Source organism: Burkholderia sp. BCC0398, from assembly GCF_902833245.1.
In the GTDB taxonomy this organism is placed as follows: Bacteria; Pseudomonadota; Gammaproteobacteria; order Burkholderiales; family Burkholderiaceae; genus Burkholderia; species Burkholderia sola.
In genome coordinates this window covers 20,395-39,997 of sequence record NZ_CADFEM010000010.1, presented here as the reverse complement: position 1 = coordinate 39,997, position 19,603 = coordinate 20,395, and the positions used below count along the sequence as shown (strand labels likewise).

Below are 19,603 nucleotides of genomic sequence, written 5' to 3'. Positions count from 1 at the left end.
GGTCGGCACCCACCTGCGGCATCGCGGCGCGCTATGCGTGCAGCGCCAGATACTTCGCGATCAGTGTCATCTGCGCGGCCCAGCCCTGGTCGTTCATGTCGCGCGCCGTCGCGCGACGCGCTTCGATCAACTGGTCGAAACCTGTTTCGGTGACCGTGAGCAGCGTGCCGCCGGCCTGTGCCGCGAGCGTGAACGTGACGAGCGTCATCGGTTCCGACGCGTAATCGACATTCGGATCGATCGCGAACGGATGCCAGCGAAACGAGAACAGTTGCTTGGGTTCGATACGGTCGACGACGATTTCGAACACGGTGCCCGCATAGGGCTCCTGCGCCTTGGCGACGTCGTCGTCGACGCGGGTCGGCGTGATGCGACCGAACAGCGACTGGCCGGCCTCGAACGGGCCGTCGAACGACACGCCGAACCACTGGCCGAATTCGCCGGAGTTGCTGACGGCTGCCCACACGCGGTCGGGCGACGCGGCGAGCAGCGTCTGTTTTTCGATGCGATCGGTTTGCTGGACCATCATGTTCTCCATGCAGGATCGAGCGTTGCAGAACGACGCGCGCGGCCGCGCGCCGCGTCTAGTCGAGCATGGCTGCGTCGGGCACGTCGAGCACGAGGTCCGACGTCGCGACGGCCACGCACGGCAGCGTATAGCCGTCGGCCTTTTCGTCGCGGGAGAGCCCCGGCCATTCGATCGTGTAGCGTACGCTGCCGCTGACGATCCGGCAAAGGCAGCTTCGGCACGTGCCGTTGCGGCACGAGCGCGGCAGCGACACGCGTGCGAACGCGGCGGCTTCGAGCACGGTCAGCGTATCGGGTGCGTCGAAGCTTGCGCCGAGCGGCTCGATGCGCACGACGGGCGGATGTTCTGGATCGGTCATGAGTGAAGCGGGCGGCGGTTCGGCGGCAACGCGCCAAGCATACCCGAAGCCGCCGGCGGCCGACGGCCGCCAGCCGCCAGCCGCCAGCCGCCAGCCGCCAGCCGCGTGCGTCAGTGCCGCCGCAGATACCGGTACACGGTGTTGCGGGCGAGGCCGAGCTCGCGCGCGGCCGCCGATACGTTGCCGCCATGCCGCGCGAGCACCGCATCGATCATCGCGGCCTGGTGGCTGTGCAACGTCGTGCCTTCGCGTTTGCCGGCCGATGGGATCGATGCGACCGGTATGGCTGCCGCCGACGTAGTGGCCGCATCATCGCAGTCGAGCCAGAAATCGTCGGGCAAATGCGCGAGCGTGATCTCGGCTTCGTCTTCGGCGAGCATGCCGGCCGTGCGCAGCACGTTGGTCATCTGCCGCAGGTTGCCGGGCCAGCGGTGGCGCGCGAACGCGTCGAGCACGTCGGCCGCGAGGCGGCGCGGCATCGGCTCGCTGCGCGCGAGCCGCGCGAGGATCCGCTCGACGAGCGCCGGCAGGTCGGTGCGTGCGGCGAGCGCCGGCAGCGTGACCGCAAGCCCGTTGATCCGGTAGAACAGATCCTCGCGGAACGTGCCGTCCGCGATCATCGCGCGCAGGTCGCGGTGGGTCGCGCATACCACGCGCACGTCGACCGGCACCGCGCGTGCGCCGCCGAGCGGCATCACCGCGCGTTCCTGCAGCACGCGCATCAGCCGAACCTGCTGCGCGAGCGGCATGTCGCCGATTTCGTCGAGAAACAGCGTGCCGCCGTCGGCCTGCGCGATCTTGCCGGGGCTGCCGCGCTTGCGCGCGCCGGTGAACGCGCCGTCCTCATAGCCGAACAGTTCGGCCTCGATCAGCGAATCGGGCAGCGCCGCGCAGTTGACCGCGACGAACGGGCCGTCCGCGCGCGGCGACGCCTGGTGCAGCGCGCGGGCGAGCCATTCCTTGCCGGTGCCGGTCTGGCCGAGGATCAGCAGCGGCAGGTCGCGCCCGCGGATCTTCGCGACGCGTTCGAGCACGGCGGCCATGCGCGCGTCGCCGGTGTCGAGCGTCGCGAACGTGATCGCATCGGGGTCCGGCGCCCGCACGCGTGCGGCCGGTGCCGGCGGGGTGACGGCGACGGTCGTTTTCTGCGCTTCAGGGAATTCGCAGCGGGCGAGCACGCGCACGCCGGTCGACAGCGTGAGACGGAACGTGGCGCCCGGCGCGCGCGCGGCCTGCTGCGCGAGCTGGGCGAAGCGCATGCCGAACAACGCGTCGCTGGCCTGATGCTGCAGCGCGTCGAACGACGCGCCGAGCTGGAATTGGGCGCTGCGGTTCGCGGCGATCAGCCCGCCGTCGGGGCCGAACGCGACGAGCCCGGCGAACAGCGAATCGACGCAATCCTCGTGGGCGTGAAAGCGCAGCCGCAGCGCTTCGCCGCACTGGTTCGCGAACAGGTGGTTCTCGATCAGCTGCGCGGACATCCGCACGAGCGCGAGCGTATGCGGGCTGGAGCCGCGCGGGTCGCCGCTCACGTCCAGCGTGCCGAGCGTGCGGCCGAACGGATCGACGATCGGCGCGCACGCGCAGGTGAGGATGTGGTTCGCGCGCAGGAAGTGTTCGGCACCGTGCACGACGACGGCCTGGCCCGACGCGAGCGCGGTGCCGATCGCGTTGGTGCCGCGTGCGCCTTCGGCCCACGACACGCCGTTGCACAGCGCGACGCGGTTGGCTTTCTCGATGAAGTCGGCATCGCCGATGCTGTGCAGGATCACGCCGTCGGCGTCGGTCAGCAGCACGAGGCTTTGGGTCTCGGCGATCTGCGCATGGAGATCCTCCATCACCGGGCGGGCGTGCGAGAACAGCGTGTGGTTCGTGTCGAGCAGTTCGCGCAGCGCGACGCGCGACAGCGGCGCGAAATCGGGACGCTCGTGCGCGCGCAGGCCGACCGCGGTCGAACGCGCATGCGCCTGCGCGAGCAGGTCGGTACGCCCCGCGGTGGCGGGCAGCACGAAGGGTTGCGGCATGATGTGTCTCCTGTTCCCCGGAGCCGCCGGGGCCGACCGGATCGGAAGCGGCGGCGGAGTGCGTCTCCGCTCGCGGCGCACCATGGGGCGCGACAGCCGTTCGTCCGGGTACGCATCATCATACAAGCGCCACGTGCGATGCGCGACTGCCGATAAAATCCCCTTGCTTTCAAGCGCCCGCCTGCAATGATGGAAATGGAGCACGCACGCGCCGTGTTCCGCACTGCAACATGCATGCGACGCGACATGCATCCGTTCGGGAGACGCATCATGGTTCGGACGGAACTGAGAGTCGTGCTGGCGGCCATCGCCACCTTCATCATGCTGGGCGGCATTGCCGTGGCGATCCACGGATTGCTGTTCGATCTGACCGATGCGGTGAGATACGGGGCGGCCGCGATTGCGGTGGGCGTCACGACCGCCGCGATCGCGCTCAACATCTGGCCGACCGATCCGCACTGACGCCGTTTTCCGAAACGGTGCCGGATGCCGCGCAGATCAGACGAAATGCGCGTCGGAACGACGCACACCGAAATTTTTGTGTCCCGCGCGAAACCGTCTAAAGTGGAATTCAACCGGCATGCAGCGACCGCGCCACACTCCGCGGTCGGGGCCTCCGCCGGCGAGCCCGCGTACATTTCGTCCGGCCGGTAGCGGACGACGGACGCGGTCATTCGTTTTCTACCGGTCGAGGCGGCTCCCATGCAGATCCATTTCACGAACGAGAAGCCGGAGTATTCGGGGCGTGACCTGATGCTGGGGTTCACGGCGCTGGTCAATGGCGAGCGGGTCCAATGCCAGATCACCGCCGAGGCGCTGGAAGACCACTTCGGCGCGGCATCGCCGCGCTTCGAGGACATGGTCGGCGCATTCGACCAGCACCGCGAGCGTATCGAGGCGGCCGCACGGCGCCTGCTGTCGGAAACGCGCGCGCAATGCGTGACGCTGCGCAGCGGCTACGTGCGTTTCTACGAGGCGAACTGGCGCTGACGGCACGACGCCCGTCTCGCGGCGCGCCCGGGCGCGGCGCACGCGAAGACGCCGCCTTTCACGCAATGCCGTTCGGTGGGGCCGGGCGGCATTTTCGTATGTGGGCCGGCGGGCAGGATTGCCCGAGCGTCGGCAGGGGCATGCGCGTCGATTCGTGCAGCTCGCGAAAGCATCGTGCGAAAACGAAAACGCCACCCGAAGGTGGCGTTTGCATCGTGCGTCGCGTCGGTGCGCGCCGCGCTCCGCACTTACTCGCTGCCGAGATAGAAGAAGCGGAACAGGAACACGGCCGCGATGATCCACACGATCGGCTTGACCGTGCGCGCCTGGCCCGTCAGCAGCTTGAGGCCGCCGTATGCGATGAAGCCGAACGCGACGCCGTTCGCGATCGAGTACGTGAACGGCATCAGCAGCGCGGTCAGCGCCGCCGGCACGGCTTCCGTGGCATCGTCCCACGGTACTTCGACCATCTCGCGCAGCATCAGGCACGACACGTACAGCAGCGCCGGCGCCGTTGCGTAGGCCGGCACGACGCCGGCGAGCGGGGCGATGAACAGGCACGCGAGGAACAGCACCGCGACGGTGATCGCCGTCACGCCCGTGCGGCCGCCGGCCTGCACGCCCGACGCGCTCTCGATGTACGCGGTGGTCGACGACGTGCCGAGCACCGAGCCCGCGACGATTGCCGTGCTGTCGGCGAGCAGCGCCTTGTTCAGGCGGTTCATCTTGCCCTCGACGAGCAGGCCCGCGCGGTTCGCGACACCCATCAGCGTACCCGTCGCATCGAACAGCTCGACGAGGAAGAACACGAGGATCACGTTGATGATGCCGGTCGACAGTGCGGCGCCGATGTCGAGCTTGAACAGCGTTGCATCGATCGACGGCGGCGCGGAGAACACGCCGTGGAACTGGTTGTCGCCGAAGAAGAACGACAGCACCGTGACGCCGATGATGCCGATCAGGATCGCGCCGCGCACGCGCAGGTGGTCGAGCGTGACGATCGTGAAGAAGCCGACGATCGCGAGGATCGTCGTGGGCTTGTGCAGATCGCCGAGCGTGACGAGCGTGGCCGGGTTGCCGACGATCACGCCCGACGTCTTCAGCGAGATGATGCCGAGGAACAGGCCGATACCGGCGGTGATCGAGATCCGCAGCGATTTCGGAATGCCGTTGACGATCGCCTCGCGCACGCGGAACAGCGTGACGAGCAGGAACAGGCAGCCGGAGATGAACACCGCGCCGAGCGCGGCCTGCCACGTGAAGCCCATCCCCTTGACGACCGTGTACGCGAAATACGCGTTCAGGCCCATGCCGGGCGCGCATGCGATCGGGTAGTTCGCGTACAGCCCCATGATGATCGACGCCAGCGCCGCGACGAGGCAGGTCGCGACGAACACGGATTCCTTCGGCATGCCGGCATCGCCGAGGATCGCGGGGTTGACGAAGATGATGTAGGCCATCGTCAGGAACGTGGTGACGCCCGCGAGTATTTCGGTGCGGAAGTCGGTGCCGGCTTCAGCGAAGCCGAAATACCGCTTGATGGATTCCATGAAGGCGTTTCTCCGGTCGGATCGTGTTGATTGTTGTGCCGAATTGTTCTACAGGCAGCGCGCGGCGGGCTTAATGTAACCAGCCACTATTGCGCGGCTATCGGCGGATTGTAATAGCGCGGATAGCTCGGACGATATAGTTGGAGGGCACGATCGGTTGCCTGCGCGCGAACGGTCTGGCAGCCCGGCCGCGCGACGAAGGCGCGCATTTTACCGGTTCGCGCGGCGCGGACCGGCAGAAATGGCGGAAACGGGCGAAACGAAGGAAGCGGAAGCGGGAGGAATGCGGAAAACCGGCCGATGCGTGCGCAACGGCACGGCGGCCGCGTCGCGCATGGCGAGTGTGCGACGGTTTGCGACTGAAACCGCGCGCCCGCACGTGCGCGCGGCCGTACGAATGCCCGGCCGCGGCGTGCCATTCGTCAGCCCAGGCGGCTGCAGATATCGGGCTATCCTGCGCCGAAGCCGTCCCGTCCGCAACTGTCATTTCGCGATGCGGGCGCGACTGTGGTTTCTGTGTAAAAGATTGCAAGACCCCATCGCATAAACCGGCAAGTCTTTCTAGGATAGATACACCGCGCATGCACACGCCGGCCGGTAATTGCCGACGCGGGGGAGTCGCAGTCCGTGCAGGCCAGGCGGTGAATGGCGGTCAAGGCCGTTGCGCGTTTGGGCAGGCACGGCCGGTCAGGCACGGCCGGTCAGGCGCGGCAGATTGCGATTGCCCGATGCGGGTTCGTCCGTAAATCACGGAGGTCAGCATGTTGAACTGGATCAGCCGTTGGGCGATGCGACACGCCCCCACGCCGGAAAAAACCGCTGCGTCGATGCTCGTGACGGCGCGCATGGAACTGTTCGCAGCCGAACAGCGCGTCATCGATGCGAAATTACAAGCGGATTACTGGCGTACACGAGTGTCATTCCTCGAAGAGGTGCAGAAGCAGGGCATCGATCCGTGGGTGACCTCGCAGGCAGCGCAACGTCCCGACCTCGATTCCACTCCACGGAGCACGGGCCCGCGCCTCGCCGCCAGCACCTGATGCGCACACTGCATCCGGTCGTTGCGCACGGCGTGCGATCGCTCGCGGCACGCACTGGTGTGCCGCGGCATTCGATGCGCACCTGCGGCGTGCTGCGCCGCGGGTGCGTCCGTTTCCGGTCGCGGCCGTTCCGCGTCTCGCGTGCTTGACGGCACGTCGCTCATCCGCTGCTTCTCCCTATCCCGACGAGCAAACGTTGCACTTGCGCGAGCGCGCGCCTGAAGCGCTCGCCGCGGCGCACGTACGCGGTCGTGATCGTCGCTTCGGCCGATCGGTCGGCGTCGGTGCCGATCCAGATGCGCTCGCCGCGCGCGATGCGCAGCATGTCGCCGGGCCGCACCCAGTCGTCGTCGACGCTCGGCGGGCGCGTGACCCACAGCGCCGCGCCATGCGCGCGGAGCTCCGCATCCTGCGGCGCGCGCCAGGTCATCGTCGTGCGCGGCGCGATCGCGAAACGGATCACGACAGTCGGTAGTGCGATCGTGCCGGTGCGGCGCCGATCGGGACGATCAAACAGCTGGCTTGCCTGGTCCATCGTCTTCTCCATTCAGTGAGCCGGACGGATGACGCGCACCAGAACAAAAAGGCCTCATCCGTTTCCGGCGAGGCCTTGTGTGACATGCGGTACTGCTCGATTGCTAACGCACAAGCGCCTCCCGTGAATCATTCTTTCGAATGTTCATCGAGCAATGAATCGCGACGGCGTTGGGCTTGAGCATAGGCATGCGAACAAGTGTGTCGTGGCAGCGCGGCGCTGTCAACGTCAATTTCGAGATACGTGGCGGTTACGCGTCGCGTTGTGCAAGGCCGTTCACGAGCAGCTCGGACAGCAGGCCCGTCATCGATGCGAAATTACAGGCGGATTACTGGCGCACACGGGTGTCATTTCCCGAGGAGGTGCAAAAGCAAGGCATCGACTCGTGGGTGATCTCGCAGGCGGCGCAACGCCCCGACCTCGATTCCACTCCTCGGAGCACGGGCCCGCGTCTCGCCGCCAGCACCTGATGCGCGCATTTCTTCGAGCAGGTTCAGTCGTTCAGCAACGTTTCGATGGCGGGTGCGGAAACCGCACCGGACATCATGCGGCCGTTCGCGTTGAACAGCGTCGGCGTGCCGCGCAGGCCCAACGCAAGGCCGAGCGAGCGGATCTGCGCGAGCGGTGCGGCACACGTGCCGGCGGCAGGTTGCGCGTTGTCGATCATCCACGCTTTCCACGCCGCATTCCGGTCATTCGCGCACCAGACGCCACGCGCATGCACGGCGGCCTGCGGATGGAGTCCCTCGAGCGGATAGAGGAAGGTGTGAATGGTGACGTTGTCGATCCGTTCAAGCGTGCGCTCCAGTCTTTTGCAATGGGAACAATCCGGATCGGAGAAGACATAGAGCGTGCGCTTGCCGTTGCCGCGAACCGTCTTGATCGCGTGGTCGCGCGCCATCGACGCGAGAACTCGGCCGGTGTCGCGCTCCGCAATGCGGGTGCCGGAGGGCAGCGCGATCGCGCCGGAAGACGCCGCAGGCGCGCCGTGACTTGCCGGTGCGGGCGCCGCGTTCAGGATGGAGGGGAGGCTTGCGAGCAGGCTCGCAAGCACGGTCAACTGGAGCAGTGTTCGTTTGGTTATATTGATACGGTATGCGAATAATGTGGAAGGTCCGCACACCAGATGACAAACGAGTGCGAGCCCGGTTCAGTGCATGCCGTGAACGAGTCGGCGATGCCCGGGCGACCGGGCATCGTGCCGGCTTGCTCGGGCAACGCGCGCGGCGCTCAGCGGCTGGCTGCTTCCTCCGTGCTCGCCTGGTCGCTGGTCTGTTGCTGGGCAGCGGGCGCGTCGTGGTCAGGATCGTCGCAGGCCACGGCGTTGCCGCTGACGGCGAATGCTGCGGCGAGAGCAAGTATCACTCGGGATGCGTTCATCAGATAATCTCCGGTTTCGATGGGTGGGAACGCCTTTTGGGGTGACACAAGGCGTTCGGGATTCGTATTGTGTCCACGCGGCATCGATGCGACCAACTTCCTGAAAAGAATCTCAATACGCGAGTGCTTTCGGTCCCTTGTTCCCGCTGGCGCGCAAGCTCGAAAAAAAGCCTCGGCCGTTTCCGGCGAGGCCTTGTGCGAGGGGCGGCGGTACTGATCGGCGCGATCACGCACCAGCGCCACCGATGACGCGCCGATTCGTGCATGTGCCCGGCGATGGAGCGCGATGGCGATGAGCGCGAACACCGGCACGCGAGCGAGCGCGTCGCCGCGCAGCGGCGGCGTCAATGACAGTTTTCGATGCGGGCGGGGTTACGCGTCGCGTTGCGCGAGGCCGTTCACGAGCAGCTCGGACAGCAGGCCCGTCATCCCTTCCGGGTGCGTGGCCGCGCGGGCCTTCAGTTGTTCGACCAGCTCGGCGTTGAGCTTGCACGCGAACGGCACGAGGCCCTGTTCCTGGTCGAGCTTGCGCTGCGCGCGACGGTCCAGCTTGGCCGCTTCGTCGGCGCCCTTGCCGAAACGCGCGGAGCTCGACTGTTTCATCGCATGCGTCAGCTTGAGCGCCTTGTTCTTTTCGAGATCGGTTTTCTTCATGGCCATCGCGGCACCTCCGGGAAATTGAAGCCGCGATTGTACGCATTTCGGCGGGCGCCGCCCCCCGAACCGGCCGGAAGCCCGCTTATGCGCCTTTCGTCGTGCCCCAGTTGCCGCCGTGCGCGGCCGCCTGCGCGGCCGGCGAGCGCGCGAGGTACGCGAGCGCCTGCTCGGTCGAGCCTTCGCGGTGCGGCGTATAGCCCGGCTTGAAATAGCGCAGCGCCGCGCCGATCACCTTCCAGAACGACGGCAGGTGCCCGCGCCGCGAACCCTGCCACCACGCGAGCACGAAGCCCGGGTAGCGGCCGGCGTCCGGGTCGCGCCGGTACATGAATTTCGCCCCGGTCGTGATGTAGTAGAGCAGCAGCAGGATCACGAACGCCATGTGCACGCAGCGCTCCGGATAGGTGCCGCCCAGGTGCCGGTAGATGTCGAACGCGACGGTGCGGTGCTCGACTTCCTCGGCGCCGTGCCAGCGCAGCAGGTCGACCATCGTCGGGTCCGCACGGCCTTCGTCGAGCCCGTGCGCGTTCAGCACCCAGTTGCCGAGATAGCCGAAGAAATGCTCGAGCGACGCGATCACCGCGAGTTGTTGCCGCAGCCAGAAGCGCGTATGGCCGATCTTCAGCCCGAGCGGGGCTTCGCCGAGCACGCGCGTGAACAGCCGGTTGAGCTTCTGCGTGAACGGCTTCGTGTCGATGCCGTGGCGGTCGTAGTAGTGCTTCAGTACGCCGCCGTGCGAGCGCGAATGCACGGCTTCCTGCCGCAGGAAGCCTTCGGCTTCGTCGCGCAGGCGTGCATCGGCGATCAGCGGCAGCGCCTTGTTGTACACGCGGCAGAACCACAGCTCGCCTTCCGGGAACAGCAGGTTCAGCGTGTTGATGATGTGCGTGCTGCCCGGATCGTTCGGCACCCAGGTGACCGGCGTGTCGCTGAAGTCGAACTTCACGTGCCGGGCCTTGATCTTGTGATAGTCGGCGGTATCGGTCATGTTGTCTCCCTGTCCTTGTGCGGCGTCGTGCGCCGTCAATGCGATGCCATGCTGATGCGCGCGATCATCCGGCCCAGCCACGGCATGAAGCGGCCGACGAAGCGCAGCGCGTGCGCTTCGCCGCCGACCGCGACGACGGGGCGGTTGCGCAGCACGCCGTCGACCATCGCCTGCGCGACAGTTTCGGGTTTCAGGCCGCGCATCTGGTACAGCCTGGTCGCGCGCTTGCGCAGCCGCGCTTCGTCCTGCGCGTCGGCGCCCGCGTAGTGCGTCGACGCCATGATTCCCGTCTCCGCGAAACCGGGGCACACGGCCGTCACGCCGATGCCTTTGTCCGCGAGCTCCGCGCGCATGCATTCGCTGAGCATCAGCACCGCGGCCTTCGTCGTCGCATACGCGGGCAGGTCGCGCGACGGCCCGAACGCGGCGGCCGATGCGGTATTGACGATGTGCCCGCCGGTGCCGCGCGCGGCCATCTGCTGCGCGAACAACCGCGAGCCGTGGATCACGCCCCACAGATTCACGTGCAGGATGCGCTCCCAGTGCCGCGTGCTCGTGTCGAGGATGCCGCCGGCCATGCCGATGCCCGCGTTGTTGATCACGACGTCCGCGCCGCCGAGTTCGCTGCCGACCCATGCCGCGAGCGTTTCCATTTCGTCGGCGGACCCGACGTCGACGCGCTTCGCATGCGCGTGCGCGCCGGTCAGCCCGATGAGCAGCGCGGTGCGTTCGGCGCTCGCGAAATCGATGTCGCATGCGACGACCGTCGCGCCTTCGCGGGCGAAGGCCAGCGCCGCGCAGCGGCCGATCCCGCTGCCCGCGCCGGTGACGACCGCGACCTCGCCGCCGAAGCGCCCGCTGGTGGCGCGGCGGCGCGCGTTCGCGAGCGCGGGCGGTTCGTTGCCGGATTCGACCGCGTCGATCAATTGCCCGGCGAGATCCGCGAAGCGCGCGGGATCGGCGAGCGGCAGCCAGTGGCCGGCCGCGACTTCGCGGCGGTAGTACTGCGGCACCCAGCGCGACAGGTTTTCGGACAGCGCGGGGCTCACGTATTTGTCGCCGAGCGGCACGATCGTCTGCACCGGTGCGTGCGCATAGCGTTCGCGCGGCGCGAACAGGCAGCGGATGAAGTTCGCGCGATACAGGCGCACGCCGCGCGCGCCGTCGTCGGCCTGGGTCGGGCGCGGCGCGACAGGCGTTTTCTCGAGCCGGCGCAGCAGGCCCGGCCACGCGCGGCCCAGCCACAGCCGCCAGCCGAGTTCGGGAAGAAACGGCAGGTGGAACAGATACACGTACCACGAGCGCACGAGCTGGCCGCCGAGCCTGGCGAGCGATGCGGGCGTCGGGTGCAGCACGCGTTCGCGCAGCCAGAAGCCGACGTGGTCGAGGCACGGCCCCGAGCACGACGTATACGACGCGATACGGCCGGCCAGGCGCGGATCGGTGACGAATTCCCAGCCCTGGATCGACCCCCAGTCGTGTGCGACCAGGTGCACGGCCCGGCCGGGGCAGAGCGCATCGATCACCGCGACGAAATCGTCGGTCAGCTTCGCGAGATGGTAGTCGGCCGTGCGCGTCGGCACGCCGGACAGGCCCGCGCCGCGCACGTCGTACGCGATCACGTAGTGTCGGCGCGCGAGCAGCGGCGCGACGTGCTGCCAGACGCTGCTGTCGTCGGGATAGCCGTGCACGAGCACGACCGGCGAGCGGGCCGGGTCGCCCCAGGTCCGGACCGCGAGCGTCAGGTCGCCGGAGGCGACCGCCGTTTCGCCGTGAACCGATTCGAACAGGGCCAGCGGCGCTTCGTCGGAAAGAGGCTGCATCGTGAGTCCGTCGTTCAGGGAGTCGAGGGAGAGGTGCGGGCGCGTCAGGCGGCGGCCGGAACGTTCGCCGCGGCCTGCGCGCGTTCAGCCTGGCGGCACTGCCAGCGGCGCACGTGCGGCAGGTCGTCGTCGAGCCAGTACGCGTCGTCGTCGGTGATCACGAGCAGTTCCTCGAATTTCGCGCCGACGCCGGCGAAGCCGAGATGCGGCTCGACGGCCCACAGGCCCGGCACCGGCGCATGCTCGGAGCGGCGGTCGATCGACCACAGCGGCGACCAGCCCTGCCGTTTCGCCGCGCGGCCCTGGTCGAGCAGCAGGTTGCGCGTCGCATTCAGCCCGAAGCGCGCGACGAAGCGCGGCTTCGACAGCTTGTGGATCTTCGCGACGCGATGCGCGAGCACCTTGAACGGATACGCCTTGTGACGCGGCTCGACGCCCTGGCGGCGGCACAGCGCGTCGACTTCCTGTGCGACTTCCGCCATTGGCCGGCGCGCCTTCACGAGCCGCACGATCAGGTCGCGATGGTCCATCAGGTCGTCCTGCAACTGCTCGAGAATCGGGTTGCGGCCGAGACAGTGCGCGTAGCCGACGTCGGCGACGATGCCGTCGAGCACCGGCGCGACGTCGAGGATTACCGGCATGTCGGTTTCGAGCTGGCGGTTGCTCGGGAAGAACGCGAGATTGAAGCCGCCCATGTGCTTGAGGCCGGAGAAGCCGTCGAACGCGGTGCGGTCGCCGAACCATGCGAACGGCTTGTGCAGCCAGTCGTGCACGCCGTGATCCTGCAGCCATTCGGTCAGCAGGCGCGCGGCTTCCTTTTCGGTGATGCCCGGATAGAGCATCGCGCCGACGGTCTCGACGCAGCGGTAGGCAAGCTGCTGAACCGCGCGGAATTGCGGCAGTTCGTCGAGGTGGACTTCCGGCAGCGGATGGTGGGCGGTCATGATGCGTCTCCATGTGTCGGCCCGCGTTTGCGTCTCGGCGCGACGCGGGTCCAGTGCGAGGCTGGGGCGCTGATCCGGAACGCCTCCGCCGATGATCCCGAGCGGATTATTCAGTCAGCACTTAATGTGCCATTGTTTGATGTAACAATCATAGCCGGTTTGGTCTCATACGCCAGCCCTTGGGGATGAGGGCTTCTCCTAATGAACGGTCGAAATGGAGGGGAAGCTCTAGGTTTGCGGCGGTCGGGGCCGGAGGGTTGGGGCGTGCTCACGCGTCCTAGGCGGGGGAGCGCCGGCCGGGAGCCCCACGCGAGGCTCCGGCGCCCGCCCGGCATGTCGCGCCGGATCAACCCCCCGTCGCGTCGCGGCACGACGCTGTCAAATTGCCGAAATAATTTCGTCACATCATCCGCCCCGATTCGAAGCCTTTTCGGCTTCGCGAGGCCGGTGTGCCGCGCGTCGCGCGGGGCAGCGACCGAGCCGATTCGACATTTCCACGGAGAGAGACCATGCAACGCCGCCGGTTCATGAACACCCTTGCCGCGGCGACCGCCGCGACGCCGCTGATGCTCAAGGCCGGCATCGCCGGCGCGAAGAGCGCCACCGCGCCGGATGCGCTGGACCCGGGCCGCTGGTCGCCGTTCAACGCCGCGCGCCTGCAGGCGGTGCTCGACCGGCATGGCGTCAAGAGCGCGCGCTACGACGCGAAGCGCCGCCCGTATGCGGTGTTCGACTGGGACAACACGTGCATCATGAACGACTGCGAAGAAGCGCTGCTGATGTACCAGATCAACCATCTGCAGTACAAGCTGACGCCGGACGAGTTCGTCGCCGTGATGTGGAAGGACGTGCCGAAGGGCGCGTTCATGAAGGACTACACGACCGTCGACGGCAAGCCGGTGACGATGGAGGACCTCGCCGCCGACGTGGAGTCCGACTACCGCTGGCTCCATGCGAATTACAAGGGCCTCGGCGGCGACAAGAGCCTCGACGAGATTCGCGAGACCGATCCGTTCAAGGATTTCCGCGCGAAGCTGTACTTCATGTACGACGCGATCTGCGACACGCACCCGCTCGAAGTCGGCTACAAGTGGATCATCTACTTCTACAAGAACATGACGACCGCTGAATTGCAGGCGATGGCGGAAGCGTCGAACAACCACGGGATCGGCGACGCGCTGCGCAAGGTCCGCTACGAAAGCCCGAAAGCGCTGCCGGGCAAGGCAGGCGTGGTGGCCGATACGCATTTCCACGGCATCCGCATTCACGAGGAAATCCGCGCGGTGATGCATACGCTGCGTGCGAACGGCATCGACGTGTACGTGAGCACCGCGTCGCTCGACGACGTCGTGCGCGTATTCGCCGGCAATCCGAACTACGGCTACGGCGTGCCGCCCGAGAACGTGATCGGCCTGCGTCTCGACATGCAGGACGGCAAGTACACGAGCACCTATCCGGCCGGCTGGCATTTCAACTGGGGGCCGGGCAAGACGGTGGGCATTCGCAACGTGCTCGCGTCGAAGAAGGGCTACGGCCCGCTGCTGGTGTTCGGCGACAGCGACGGCGACGCGTGGATGCTGCGCGATTTCAAGGACACCGCGGCCGGCGTGATCGTCAACCGGATGAAGAAGGGCGAGATCGGCGCGGACAGCAAGCTCGCGGCCGAACAGATCGGCAACCCGGACGCGCGCTTCCTGCTGCAGGGCCGCGACGAGCACACGGGGCTGATGATCCCGGACGAGAAGTCGATCAAGTACGGCAAGGCCGAACGCAAGCTGCTGGCCTGACGCGGGCGCGGCGGCGCAGCCCACGCGCCCGCGCTTATCGGTATCGGCCCGCGGCGCCGTGCGGGCCGGCCCACGCGCGTCTCAAGGCTCGCGCTTCGTCCCCAACCGATCCAGCAACGCGCCCAGCAGATCGACCGGCAGCGGAAACACGATCGTCGAATTCTTGTCCGCCGCGATCGTCGTCAGCGTCTGCAGATAGCGCAGCTGCATCGCCTGCGGCTGCAGCGCGAGCCGCTGCGCGGCCTGCAGCAGCTTCTCCGACGCCTGCAATTCGCCTTCCGCATGAATCACCTTCGCGCGCCGCTCGCGCTCGGCTTCGGCCTGCCGCGCGATCGCGCGGATCATCGTCTCGTTCAGGTCGACGTGCTTGATCTCCACCGTCGACACCTTGATCCCCCACGCATCGGTCTGCGCGTCGAGCGTCTTCTGGATGTCGGCGTTCAGTTGTTCGCGCTCGGCGAGCAGCGCGTCGAGTTCGTGCTTGCCGAGCACCGCGCGCAGCGTCGTCTGCGCGAGCTGGCTCGTCGCCTCGAAGAAGCGCGCGACCTGGATCACGGCCTTTTCGGGATCGACGACGCGGAAATACACGACCGCATTGACCTTCACCGACACGTTGTCGCGCGTGATCACGTCCTGCGCCGGCACGTCGAACACGACGGTGCGCAGGTCGATCCGCACGACCTGCTGGACGATCGGGATGATCAGCACGAGCCCCGGCCCCTTCACCTTCCAGAACCGGCCGAGCATGAACACGACACCGCGCTCGTACTCGCGAAAGATGCGGATCGACGACGCGACGAGCACCACGACGAAGACGACCAGGACGCTGCTGAAGCCGAACGTGTAACCGATCATGAAGGTTCTCCCTGGGGATGGGCGGGGCCGGGCACGTCGTAGAGCGGCGCGACCGTCAGCGTCAGCCCGTGGCGGCCGGTCACGCGCACGCGGCAGCCGGCTGCCAGCGGCGTGCTGCTCGCCACGCGCCAGCGCTCGCCGTGCACGCGCGCCCAGCCGGCGGCCGACGGTGGCGTGCCGGCCGCGCCCTGCGGCTGGTCCGGCTGCAGGCCGTCGTCGAGCACTTCGCCGATGCTGCCGAGCATCGCCTCGGCGCCGGTCACGACCGGGCGGCGCCGCGCGCGCAGCGCGACGCTCGACACGCCCGCGACGAGCAGCGCGCCGCCGAGCGCGAGGCTCGCGATCACGGGCCACGGAATCCCGTAGCCGGGCACGTCGGTATCGATCAGCATCAGCGCGCCGATCGTGAACGCGACGATTCCACCGAACCCGAGCACGCCGAAGGTCGGCAGGAACGCCTCGGCGACGAGGCAGCCGAGCCCGAGCAATACGAGGCCGAGGCCCGCATAGCTGACCGGCAGCAACTGCATCGCGAACAGGCCGACCAGCAGGCAGATCGTGCCGGCGACGCCCGGCAGCACGAAGCCCGGGTTCGCGAATTCGAAGAAGAGCCCGTAGATGCCGATCGTCAGCAGGATCAGCGCGACGTTCGGATCGGCGATGATCGCCAGGAAGCGGCTGCGCCAGTCGGGCGCGAGCACGACGAGCGGCGCGTGCGCGGTCGCGAGATGCAGCGTGCCGGCGGTCGTCGTCACCGTGCGGCCCTCGAGCTGGCGCGCGAGGTCGGCCGGGTCCTGCGCGATCAGGTCGACGACGTGCTGCGCGCGCGCTTCGTTCGCCGACAGGCTCACGGCCTCGCGCACCGCGCGCTCGGCCCATTCGGCATTGCGTCCGCGCAATTGCGCGAGGCCGCGGATGTATGCGGAAGCGTCCTGGATCGCCTTGCGGATCTCGGTCGATTGCGTATCGGTCGGCAGCACGGCAGCCGCGTCCGACACACCGGACGCGCCCGATGCACCGGTCGGTCGCGGCGCGGCGGGATTCGCACCCGGCGGCGCGGCGCCGCCGATGCCGATCTGCACGGGCGACGCCGCGCCGAGGTTGGTGCCCGGCGCCATCGCCGCGAAGTGGCTCGCATAGACGATGTAGGTGCCCGCGCTCGCCGCCCGCGCACCGCCCGGCGCGACGAACGCGGCGACCGGCACTGGCGAGCCGAGGATGGCCTTGATGATCTGCCGCATCGACGTATCGAGGCCGCCGGGCGTGTCGAGCTGGAGGATCGCGAGCGGCGCGCGCTCGCGGGCCGCGCGGTCGAGCGAACGCACGATGAAATCGGCGCTGGCCGGGCCGATCGCGCCGTTGACGGGAATCACGACGACCGGATGCGCGGCGGGCGCGTCGGCCGATGGCGGCGCGGCGACCGCGGCGCATACGACGAGCAGCGCCGCGAACAGCGCGGCGCGCGCGACCCGCGCGGACAGCGGGTGACGGGAGCGGCCGGCCGGCGCGGCAGGCGCCGGCGGCGGCTCATGACGGTGAAAACGCATCGGGGCGTCCGGGCGGCGCACGGCCGCGTGCCGTCCGGCTCGCGAAAAGGGCGTGGGCCCGATGCTTGAAGATTAGGCGGTTTCGGCCGAAAGCGCGAAGGTGCGGCCGCACCGGCCGGCGTCAGCTTGCGCCGCCGCCGCGCGCGAGCACTTCGTCGCGATAGTCGGCCGGGCTGCGCCCGCTCCATTTACGGAACGCGCGGTAGAACGCGCTCGGCTCCGCGAACCCGGTCGCGGCCGCGACGTCGGCAATCGTGCGGGCCGGGTCGGCCAGCGCCTCGAACGCGAGATCGCGCCGCAGCGTGTCCTTGATCGACTGGTACGCGTGGCCTTCCTGGTGCAGCTTGCGGCGCAGCGTGGCCTCGGCCACGTGCAGCCGCGCGGCCATCCCGCCCGCGCCGGGCCACGCGGCCGGCGGCATCCCGCGCAGCACCGCGCGCACGCGCTGCGCGAGCGCGTTCGGGTTGCGGTACTTGACGATGAAGCTGGCCGGCGCGTTGCGCAGAAACGTTTTCAGCGTCTTCGCGTTCTGCACGACCGGCAGCGTCGCGAATTCGGGATCGAAATCGACATACGAATCGGGCTCGTTGAACCGCATGTCGTCGCAGAACATCGACGGGTATTCGTGGTCGGCGGGCGGCGTGTCGCAGCGGAAGCTCGCATGCAGCAGCGGAATGCGCCGGCCGATCAGCCAGCAGGTGAGCCCGTACACGATGATGAAATAGGTCGCGTACGTGAACATCGCGGGCGTCGCGCCGTTGTTGCGGTGCACGAAACGCAGCCGCACGCGCTGCGGATTCGCGTCGAGTTCCGCATGCAGGTCGTCGAGCACGCAGTGCATGAAGTTCACGGCGCGCGCCATCGCGTGCAGCCCGTCGCGCGCGGACAGCGCGGCCTGGCTCATCGCGATGAAGCTGCCGCTGCGCATCGGGTGGCGATCCTGCCCGAAAAACTCGTCGTCGAGCGTGCGTGCGATCGCGTTCCACAGTGCGCCGTATTGCTGCGCGGACACGCGGGCGCGCGGCTGCGCGAGCAGCGCCGGCGCGATGCCGGCCTGCGCGAGCAGCGGCTCGGCCGCGACGCCGCGTCGCGTGGCGAGCGCGACGCTGTACGCGACGAGGCTGATCGCGACGGTTCCCTTGTCTTCCTGCTTCATCGGTGTCGCCGGTGTGGCAAAAACGCTCAGTGTAAATGAGCGACGCGAGCATCGAACAGTCGCGCGCGCTTGCCTACACTTGTTGCATCGAAACGCAAGGACGGTCGCGCCCGGCGGCCGCGGGAGACAGCAGCACCATGGACGAGCTTTACACCGAAGACCAGCGGATGATCCGCGACGCCGCGCGCGCTTTCGCCACCGAGATGCTTGCGCCGAACGCCGCGCAGTGGGACCACGACGCGCACCTGCCCGACGCGATCGTCGCGCAGCTCGGCGAGCTCGGCCTGCTCGGGATGATCGTGCCGCAGGAACTGGGCGGCTCGTATACGGACTACGTCGCCTACGCGCTCGCGATGGAGGAAGTCGCGGCCGGCGACGCCGCGTGCGCGACGATGATGAGCGTGCACAACTCGGTCGGCTGCGGGCCGATCCTCGGCTTCGGCACGCCCGCGCAGAAGGATCGCTGGCTGGCCGACATGGCGGCCGGCCGCGTGATCGGCGCATTCTGCCTCACCGAGCCGCATGCCGGTTCCGAGGCGAACAACCTGCGCACGCGCGCCGAATTGCGCGACGGCCAATGGGTGCTGAACGGCGCGAAGCAGTTCGTGACCAACGGCCAGCGCGCGGGTGTCGCGATCGTTTTTGCCATGACGGACCCGGAAGCCGGCAAGCGCGGCATTTCCGCATTCCTGGTGCCGACCGACACGCCGGGCTTCATCGTCGGCAAGCCCGAGAAGAAGATGGGCATCCGCGCGTCGGACACGTGCCCGATCACGTTCGAAAACTGCGCGATTCCGGAAGAAAACCTGCTCGGCAATCGCGGCGAAGGGCTGAAGATCGCGCTGTCGAACCTCGAAGGCGGGCGCATCGGCATCGCCGCGCAGGCGCTCGGCATCGCGCGCGCCGCATTCGACAAGGCGCGCCGCTATGCGGGCGAGCGCGTGCAGTTCGGCAAACCGATCGCCGAGCACCAGGCGATCCAGCAGAAGCTCGCCGACATGGCCGTGCAGATCAACGCCGCGCGCCTGCTCGTGCATCACGCGGCGAAACTGCGCACGGCCGGGCTGCCGTGCCTGTCGGAAGCGTCGCAGGCGAAGCTGTTCGCGTCCGAGATGGCCGAGCGCGTCTGCTCGGATGCGATCCAGATTCATGGCGGCTACGGCTACCTGGTCGATTACGAAGTCGAGCGTCACTATCGCGACGCACGTATCACGCAGATTTACGAAGGCACCAGCGAAGTGCAGCGGATGGTGATCGCGCGGCAGCTTTGAGCCGCGGCGCTCCGATCCGGCATCACGCAATCGAACGAGCAGGCGCACGACGCAGGCACGAGGGCAGCGCGGCGAACGCGGCACGCAACGACGTGACCGTGCGCCGTGCAACACGGAACGGTTCAGGTGCCGCGGCACCTGTGCCGGTTGACCGCTGGGCATGGAGACT

19 protein-coding genes are annotated in these 19,603 nt (G+C 68.0%); 5 read left to right on the top strand and 14 right to left on the bottom strand.

The features are described from left to right. Nucleotides 1–31 precede the first annotated feature (31 nt). The 3 genes from HWX76_RS21910 to HWX76_RS21900 form a co-directional block, all read right to left on the bottom strand. On the bottom strand, nt 32–526 hold the full coding sequence (locus HWX76_RS21910; RefSeq protein WP_050012452.1) for an SRPBCC family protein: 495 nt from the start codon (nt 524–526) through the stop codon (nt 32–34). A gap of 58 nt (nt 527–584) precedes the next feature. Beyond that, entirely contained in the window at nt 585–887 is a 303-nt protein-coding gene (locus HWX76_RS21905; protein WP_050012376.1) for a 2Fe-2S iron-sulfur cluster-binding protein, read from the bottom strand. Between the two features lie 110 nt (nt 888–997). After that, a complete protein-coding gene (locus tag HWX76_RS21900; RefSeq protein WP_176016332.1) occupies nt 998–2,911 on the bottom strand; it encodes a sigma-54-dependent Fis family transcriptional regulator in 1,914 nt (637 codons plus the stop codon). 186 nt (nt 2,912–3,097) lie between these two features. Here HWX76_RS21900 and HWX76_RS37025 point away from each other — a divergent pair, with 186 nt between their 5' ends. Continuing rightward, nucleotides 3,098–3,373, top strand: a complete 276-nt coding sequence (locus HWX76_RS37025; RefSeq protein WP_235356163.1) for a DUF2964 family protein — start codon at nt 3,098–3,100, stop codon at nt 3,371–3,373. Between the two features lie 240 nt (nt 3,374–3,613). Further along, the gene (locus HWX76_RS21890) at nt 3,614–3,901 is read left to right on the top strand and encodes a DUF1488 domain-containing protein (RefSeq protein WP_006486743.1); all 288 of its coding nucleotides are present in this window, start codon (nt 3,614–3,616) and stop codon (nt 3,899–3,901) included. A 248-nt stretch (nt 3,902–4,149) separates the two neighbouring features. Here HWX76_RS21890 and HWX76_RS21885 read toward each other — a convergent pair whose 3' ends face one another. Continuing rightward, the gene (locus HWX76_RS21885; protein ID WP_050012378.1) at nt 4,150–5,451 is read right to left on the bottom strand and encodes an NCS2 family permease; all 1,302 of its coding nucleotides are present in this window, start codon (nt 5,449–5,451) and stop codon (nt 4,150–4,152) included. Nucleotides 5,452–6,212: 761 nt separating this feature from the next. On the opposite strand from HWX76_RS21885, the gene HWX76_RS21880 reads away from it, so the two are divergent. Continuing rightward, entirely contained in the window at nt 6,213–6,491 is a 279-nt protein-coding gene (locus tag HWX76_RS21880) for a hypothetical protein (protein ID WP_006480752.1), read from the top strand. 160 nt (nt 6,492–6,651) lie between these two features. Here HWX76_RS21880 and HWX76_RS21875 read toward each other — a convergent pair whose 3' ends face one another. The 7 genes from HWX76_RS21875 to HWX76_RS21845 form a co-directional block, all read right to left on the bottom strand. Then, nucleotides 6,652–7,026: a DUF2917 domain-containing protein gene (locus HWX76_RS21875; RefSeq protein ID WP_176016331.1), complete on the bottom strand. Its 375-nt coding sequence runs from the start codon at nt 7,024–7,026 to the stop codon at nt 6,652–6,654. A gap of 493 nt (nt 7,027–7,519) precedes the next feature. After that, a complete protein-coding gene (locus HWX76_RS21870) occupies nt 7,520–8,080 on the bottom strand; it encodes a DsbC family protein (protein ID WP_235356169.1) in 561 nt (186 codons plus the stop codon). A gap of 176 nt (nt 8,081–8,256) precedes the next feature. Continuing rightward, nucleotides 8,257–8,754 (bottom strand): hypothetical protein, encoded by a 498-nt coding sequence (locus HWX76_RS21865; RefSeq protein WP_176016330.1) that lies wholly within the window; start codon nt 8,752–8,754, stop codon nt 8,257–8,259. A gap of 24 nt (nt 8,755–8,778) precedes the next feature. Further along, the gene (locus HWX76_RS21860; protein WP_006480754.1) at nt 8,779–9,066 is read right to left on the bottom strand and encodes a hypothetical protein; all 288 of its coding nucleotides are present in this window, start codon (nt 9,064–9,066) and stop codon (nt 8,779–8,781) included. A 79-nt stretch (nt 9,067–9,145) separates the two neighbouring features. Then, on the bottom strand, nt 9,146–10,051 hold the full coding sequence (locus tag HWX76_RS21855) for a metal-dependent hydrolase (RefSeq protein ID WP_050012384.1): 906 nt from the start codon (nt 10,049–10,051) through the stop codon (nt 9,146–9,148). Nucleotides 10,052–10,086: 35 nt separating this feature from the next. Then, nucleotides 10,087–11,874 carry an SDR family oxidoreductase gene (locus HWX76_RS21850; RefSeq protein WP_176016329.1) on the bottom strand — a complete coding sequence of 596 codons (1,788 nt, stop codon included), beginning with the start codon at nt 11,872–11,874 and terminating at the stop codon, nt 10,087–10,089. Between the two features lie 44 nt (nt 11,875–11,918). Continuing rightward, a complete protein-coding gene (locus HWX76_RS21845; protein WP_176016328.1) occupies nt 11,919–12,818 on the bottom strand; it encodes a M24 family metallopeptidase in 900 nt (299 codons plus the stop codon). 509 nt (nt 12,819–13,327) lie between these two features. Here HWX76_RS21845 and HWX76_RS21840 point away from each other — a divergent pair. Then, nucleotides 13,328–14,605 carry a haloacid dehalogenase-like hydrolase gene (locus tag HWX76_RS21840; RefSeq protein ID WP_050012387.1) on the top strand — a complete coding sequence of 426 codons (1,278 nt, stop codon included), beginning with the start codon at nt 13,328–13,330 and terminating at the stop codon, nt 14,603–14,605. An 81-nt stretch (nt 14,606–14,686) separates the two neighbouring features. Here HWX76_RS21840 and HWX76_RS21835 read toward each other — a convergent pair whose 3' ends face one another. From HWX76_RS21835 to HWX76_RS21825, 3 genes are all read right to left on the bottom strand, one after another. Then, nucleotides 14,687–15,460: a slipin family protein gene (locus HWX76_RS21835; protein ID WP_050012388.1), complete on the bottom strand. Its 774-nt coding sequence runs from the start codon at nt 15,458–15,460 to the stop codon at nt 14,687–14,689. After that, a complete protein-coding gene (locus tag HWX76_RS21830; protein WP_050012389.1) occupies nt 15,457–17,007 on the bottom strand; it encodes a nodulation protein NfeD in 1,551 nt (516 codons plus the stop codon). The genes HWX76_RS21835 and HWX76_RS21830 overlap by 4 nt, the downstream gene beginning before the upstream one ends. Nucleotides 17,008–17,128: 121 nt before the next feature. After that, entirely contained in the window at nt 17,129–18,163 is a 1,035-nt protein-coding gene (locus HWX76_RS21825; protein WP_050012390.1) for an AraC family transcriptional regulator, read from the bottom strand. 137 nt (nt 18,164–18,300) lie between these two features. On the opposite strand from HWX76_RS21825, the gene HWX76_RS21820 reads away from it, so the two are divergent. After that, nucleotides 18,301–19,434, top strand: a complete 1,134-nt coding sequence (locus HWX76_RS21820; protein ID WP_011547202.1) for an acyl-CoA dehydrogenase family protein — start codon at nt 18,301–18,303, stop codon at nt 19,432–19,434. The last annotated feature ends 169 nt before the right edge of the window (nt 19,435–19,603 follow it).

Coding starts and splice junctions, on each gene's coding strand:
- HWX76_RS21845 (WP_176016328.1), bottom strand. CDS start 12,818: ATGACCGCCCACCATCCGCTGCCGGAAGTCCACCTCGACGAACTGCCG.
- HWX76_RS21900 (WP_176016332.1), bottom strand. CDS start 2,911: ATGCCGCAACCCTTCGTGCTGCCCGCCACCGCGGGGCGTACCGACCTG.
- HWX76_RS21835 (WP_050012388.1), bottom strand. CDS start 15,460: ATGATCGGTTACACGTTCGGCTTCAGCAGCGTCCTGGTCGTCTTCGTC.
- HWX76_RS21885 (WP_050012378.1), bottom strand. CDS start 5,451: ATGGAATCCATCAAGCGGTATTTCGGCTTCGCTGAAGCCGGCACCGAC.
- HWX76_RS21830 (WP_050012389.1), bottom strand. CDS start 17,007: ATGCGTTTTCACCGTCATGAGCCGCCGCCGGCGCCTGCCGCGCCGGCC.
- HWX76_RS21880 (WP_006480752.1), top strand. CDS start 6,213: ATGTTGAACTGGATCAGCCGTTGGGCGATGCGACACGCCCCCACGCCG.
- HWX76_RS21905 (WP_050012376.1), bottom strand. CDS start 887: ATGACCGATCCAGAACATCCGCCCGTCGTGCGCATCGAGCCGCTCGGC.
- HWX76_RS21820 (WP_011547202.1), top strand. CDS start 18,301: ATGGACGAGCTTTACACCGAAGACCAGCGGATGATCCGCGACGCCGCG.
- HWX76_RS21840 (WP_050012387.1), top strand. CDS start 13,328: ATGCAACGCCGCCGGTTCATGAACACCCTTGCCGCGGCGACCGCCGCG.
- HWX76_RS21860 (WP_006480754.1), bottom strand. CDS start 9,066: ATGGCCATGAAGAAAACCGATCTCGAAAAGAACAAGGCGCTCAAGCTG.
- HWX76_RS21910 (WP_050012452.1), bottom strand. CDS start 526: ATGGTCCAGCAAACCGATCGCATCGAAAAACAGACGCTGCTCGCCGCG.
- HWX76_RS21890 (WP_006486743.1), top strand. CDS start 3,614: ATGCAGATCCATTTCACGAACGAGAAGCCGGAGTATTCGGGGCGTGAC.
- HWX76_RS37025 (WP_235356163.1), top strand. CDS start 3,098: ATGATGGAAATGGAGCACGCACGCGCCGTGTTCCGCACTGCAACATGC.
- HWX76_RS21855 (WP_050012384.1), bottom strand. CDS start 10,051: ATGACCGATACCGCCGACTATCACAAGATCAAGGCCCGGCACGTGAAG.
- HWX76_RS21875 (WP_176016331.1), bottom strand. CDS start 7,026: ATGGACCAGGCAAGCCAGCTGTTTGATCGTCCCGATCGGCGCCGCACC.
- HWX76_RS21850 (WP_176016329.1), bottom strand. CDS start 11,874: ATGCAGCCTCTTTCCGACGAAGCGCCGCTGGCCCTGTTCGAATCGGTT.
- HWX76_RS21825 (WP_050012390.1), bottom strand. CDS start 18,163: ATGAAGCAGGAAGACAAGGGAACCGTCGCGATCAGCCTCGTCGCGTAC.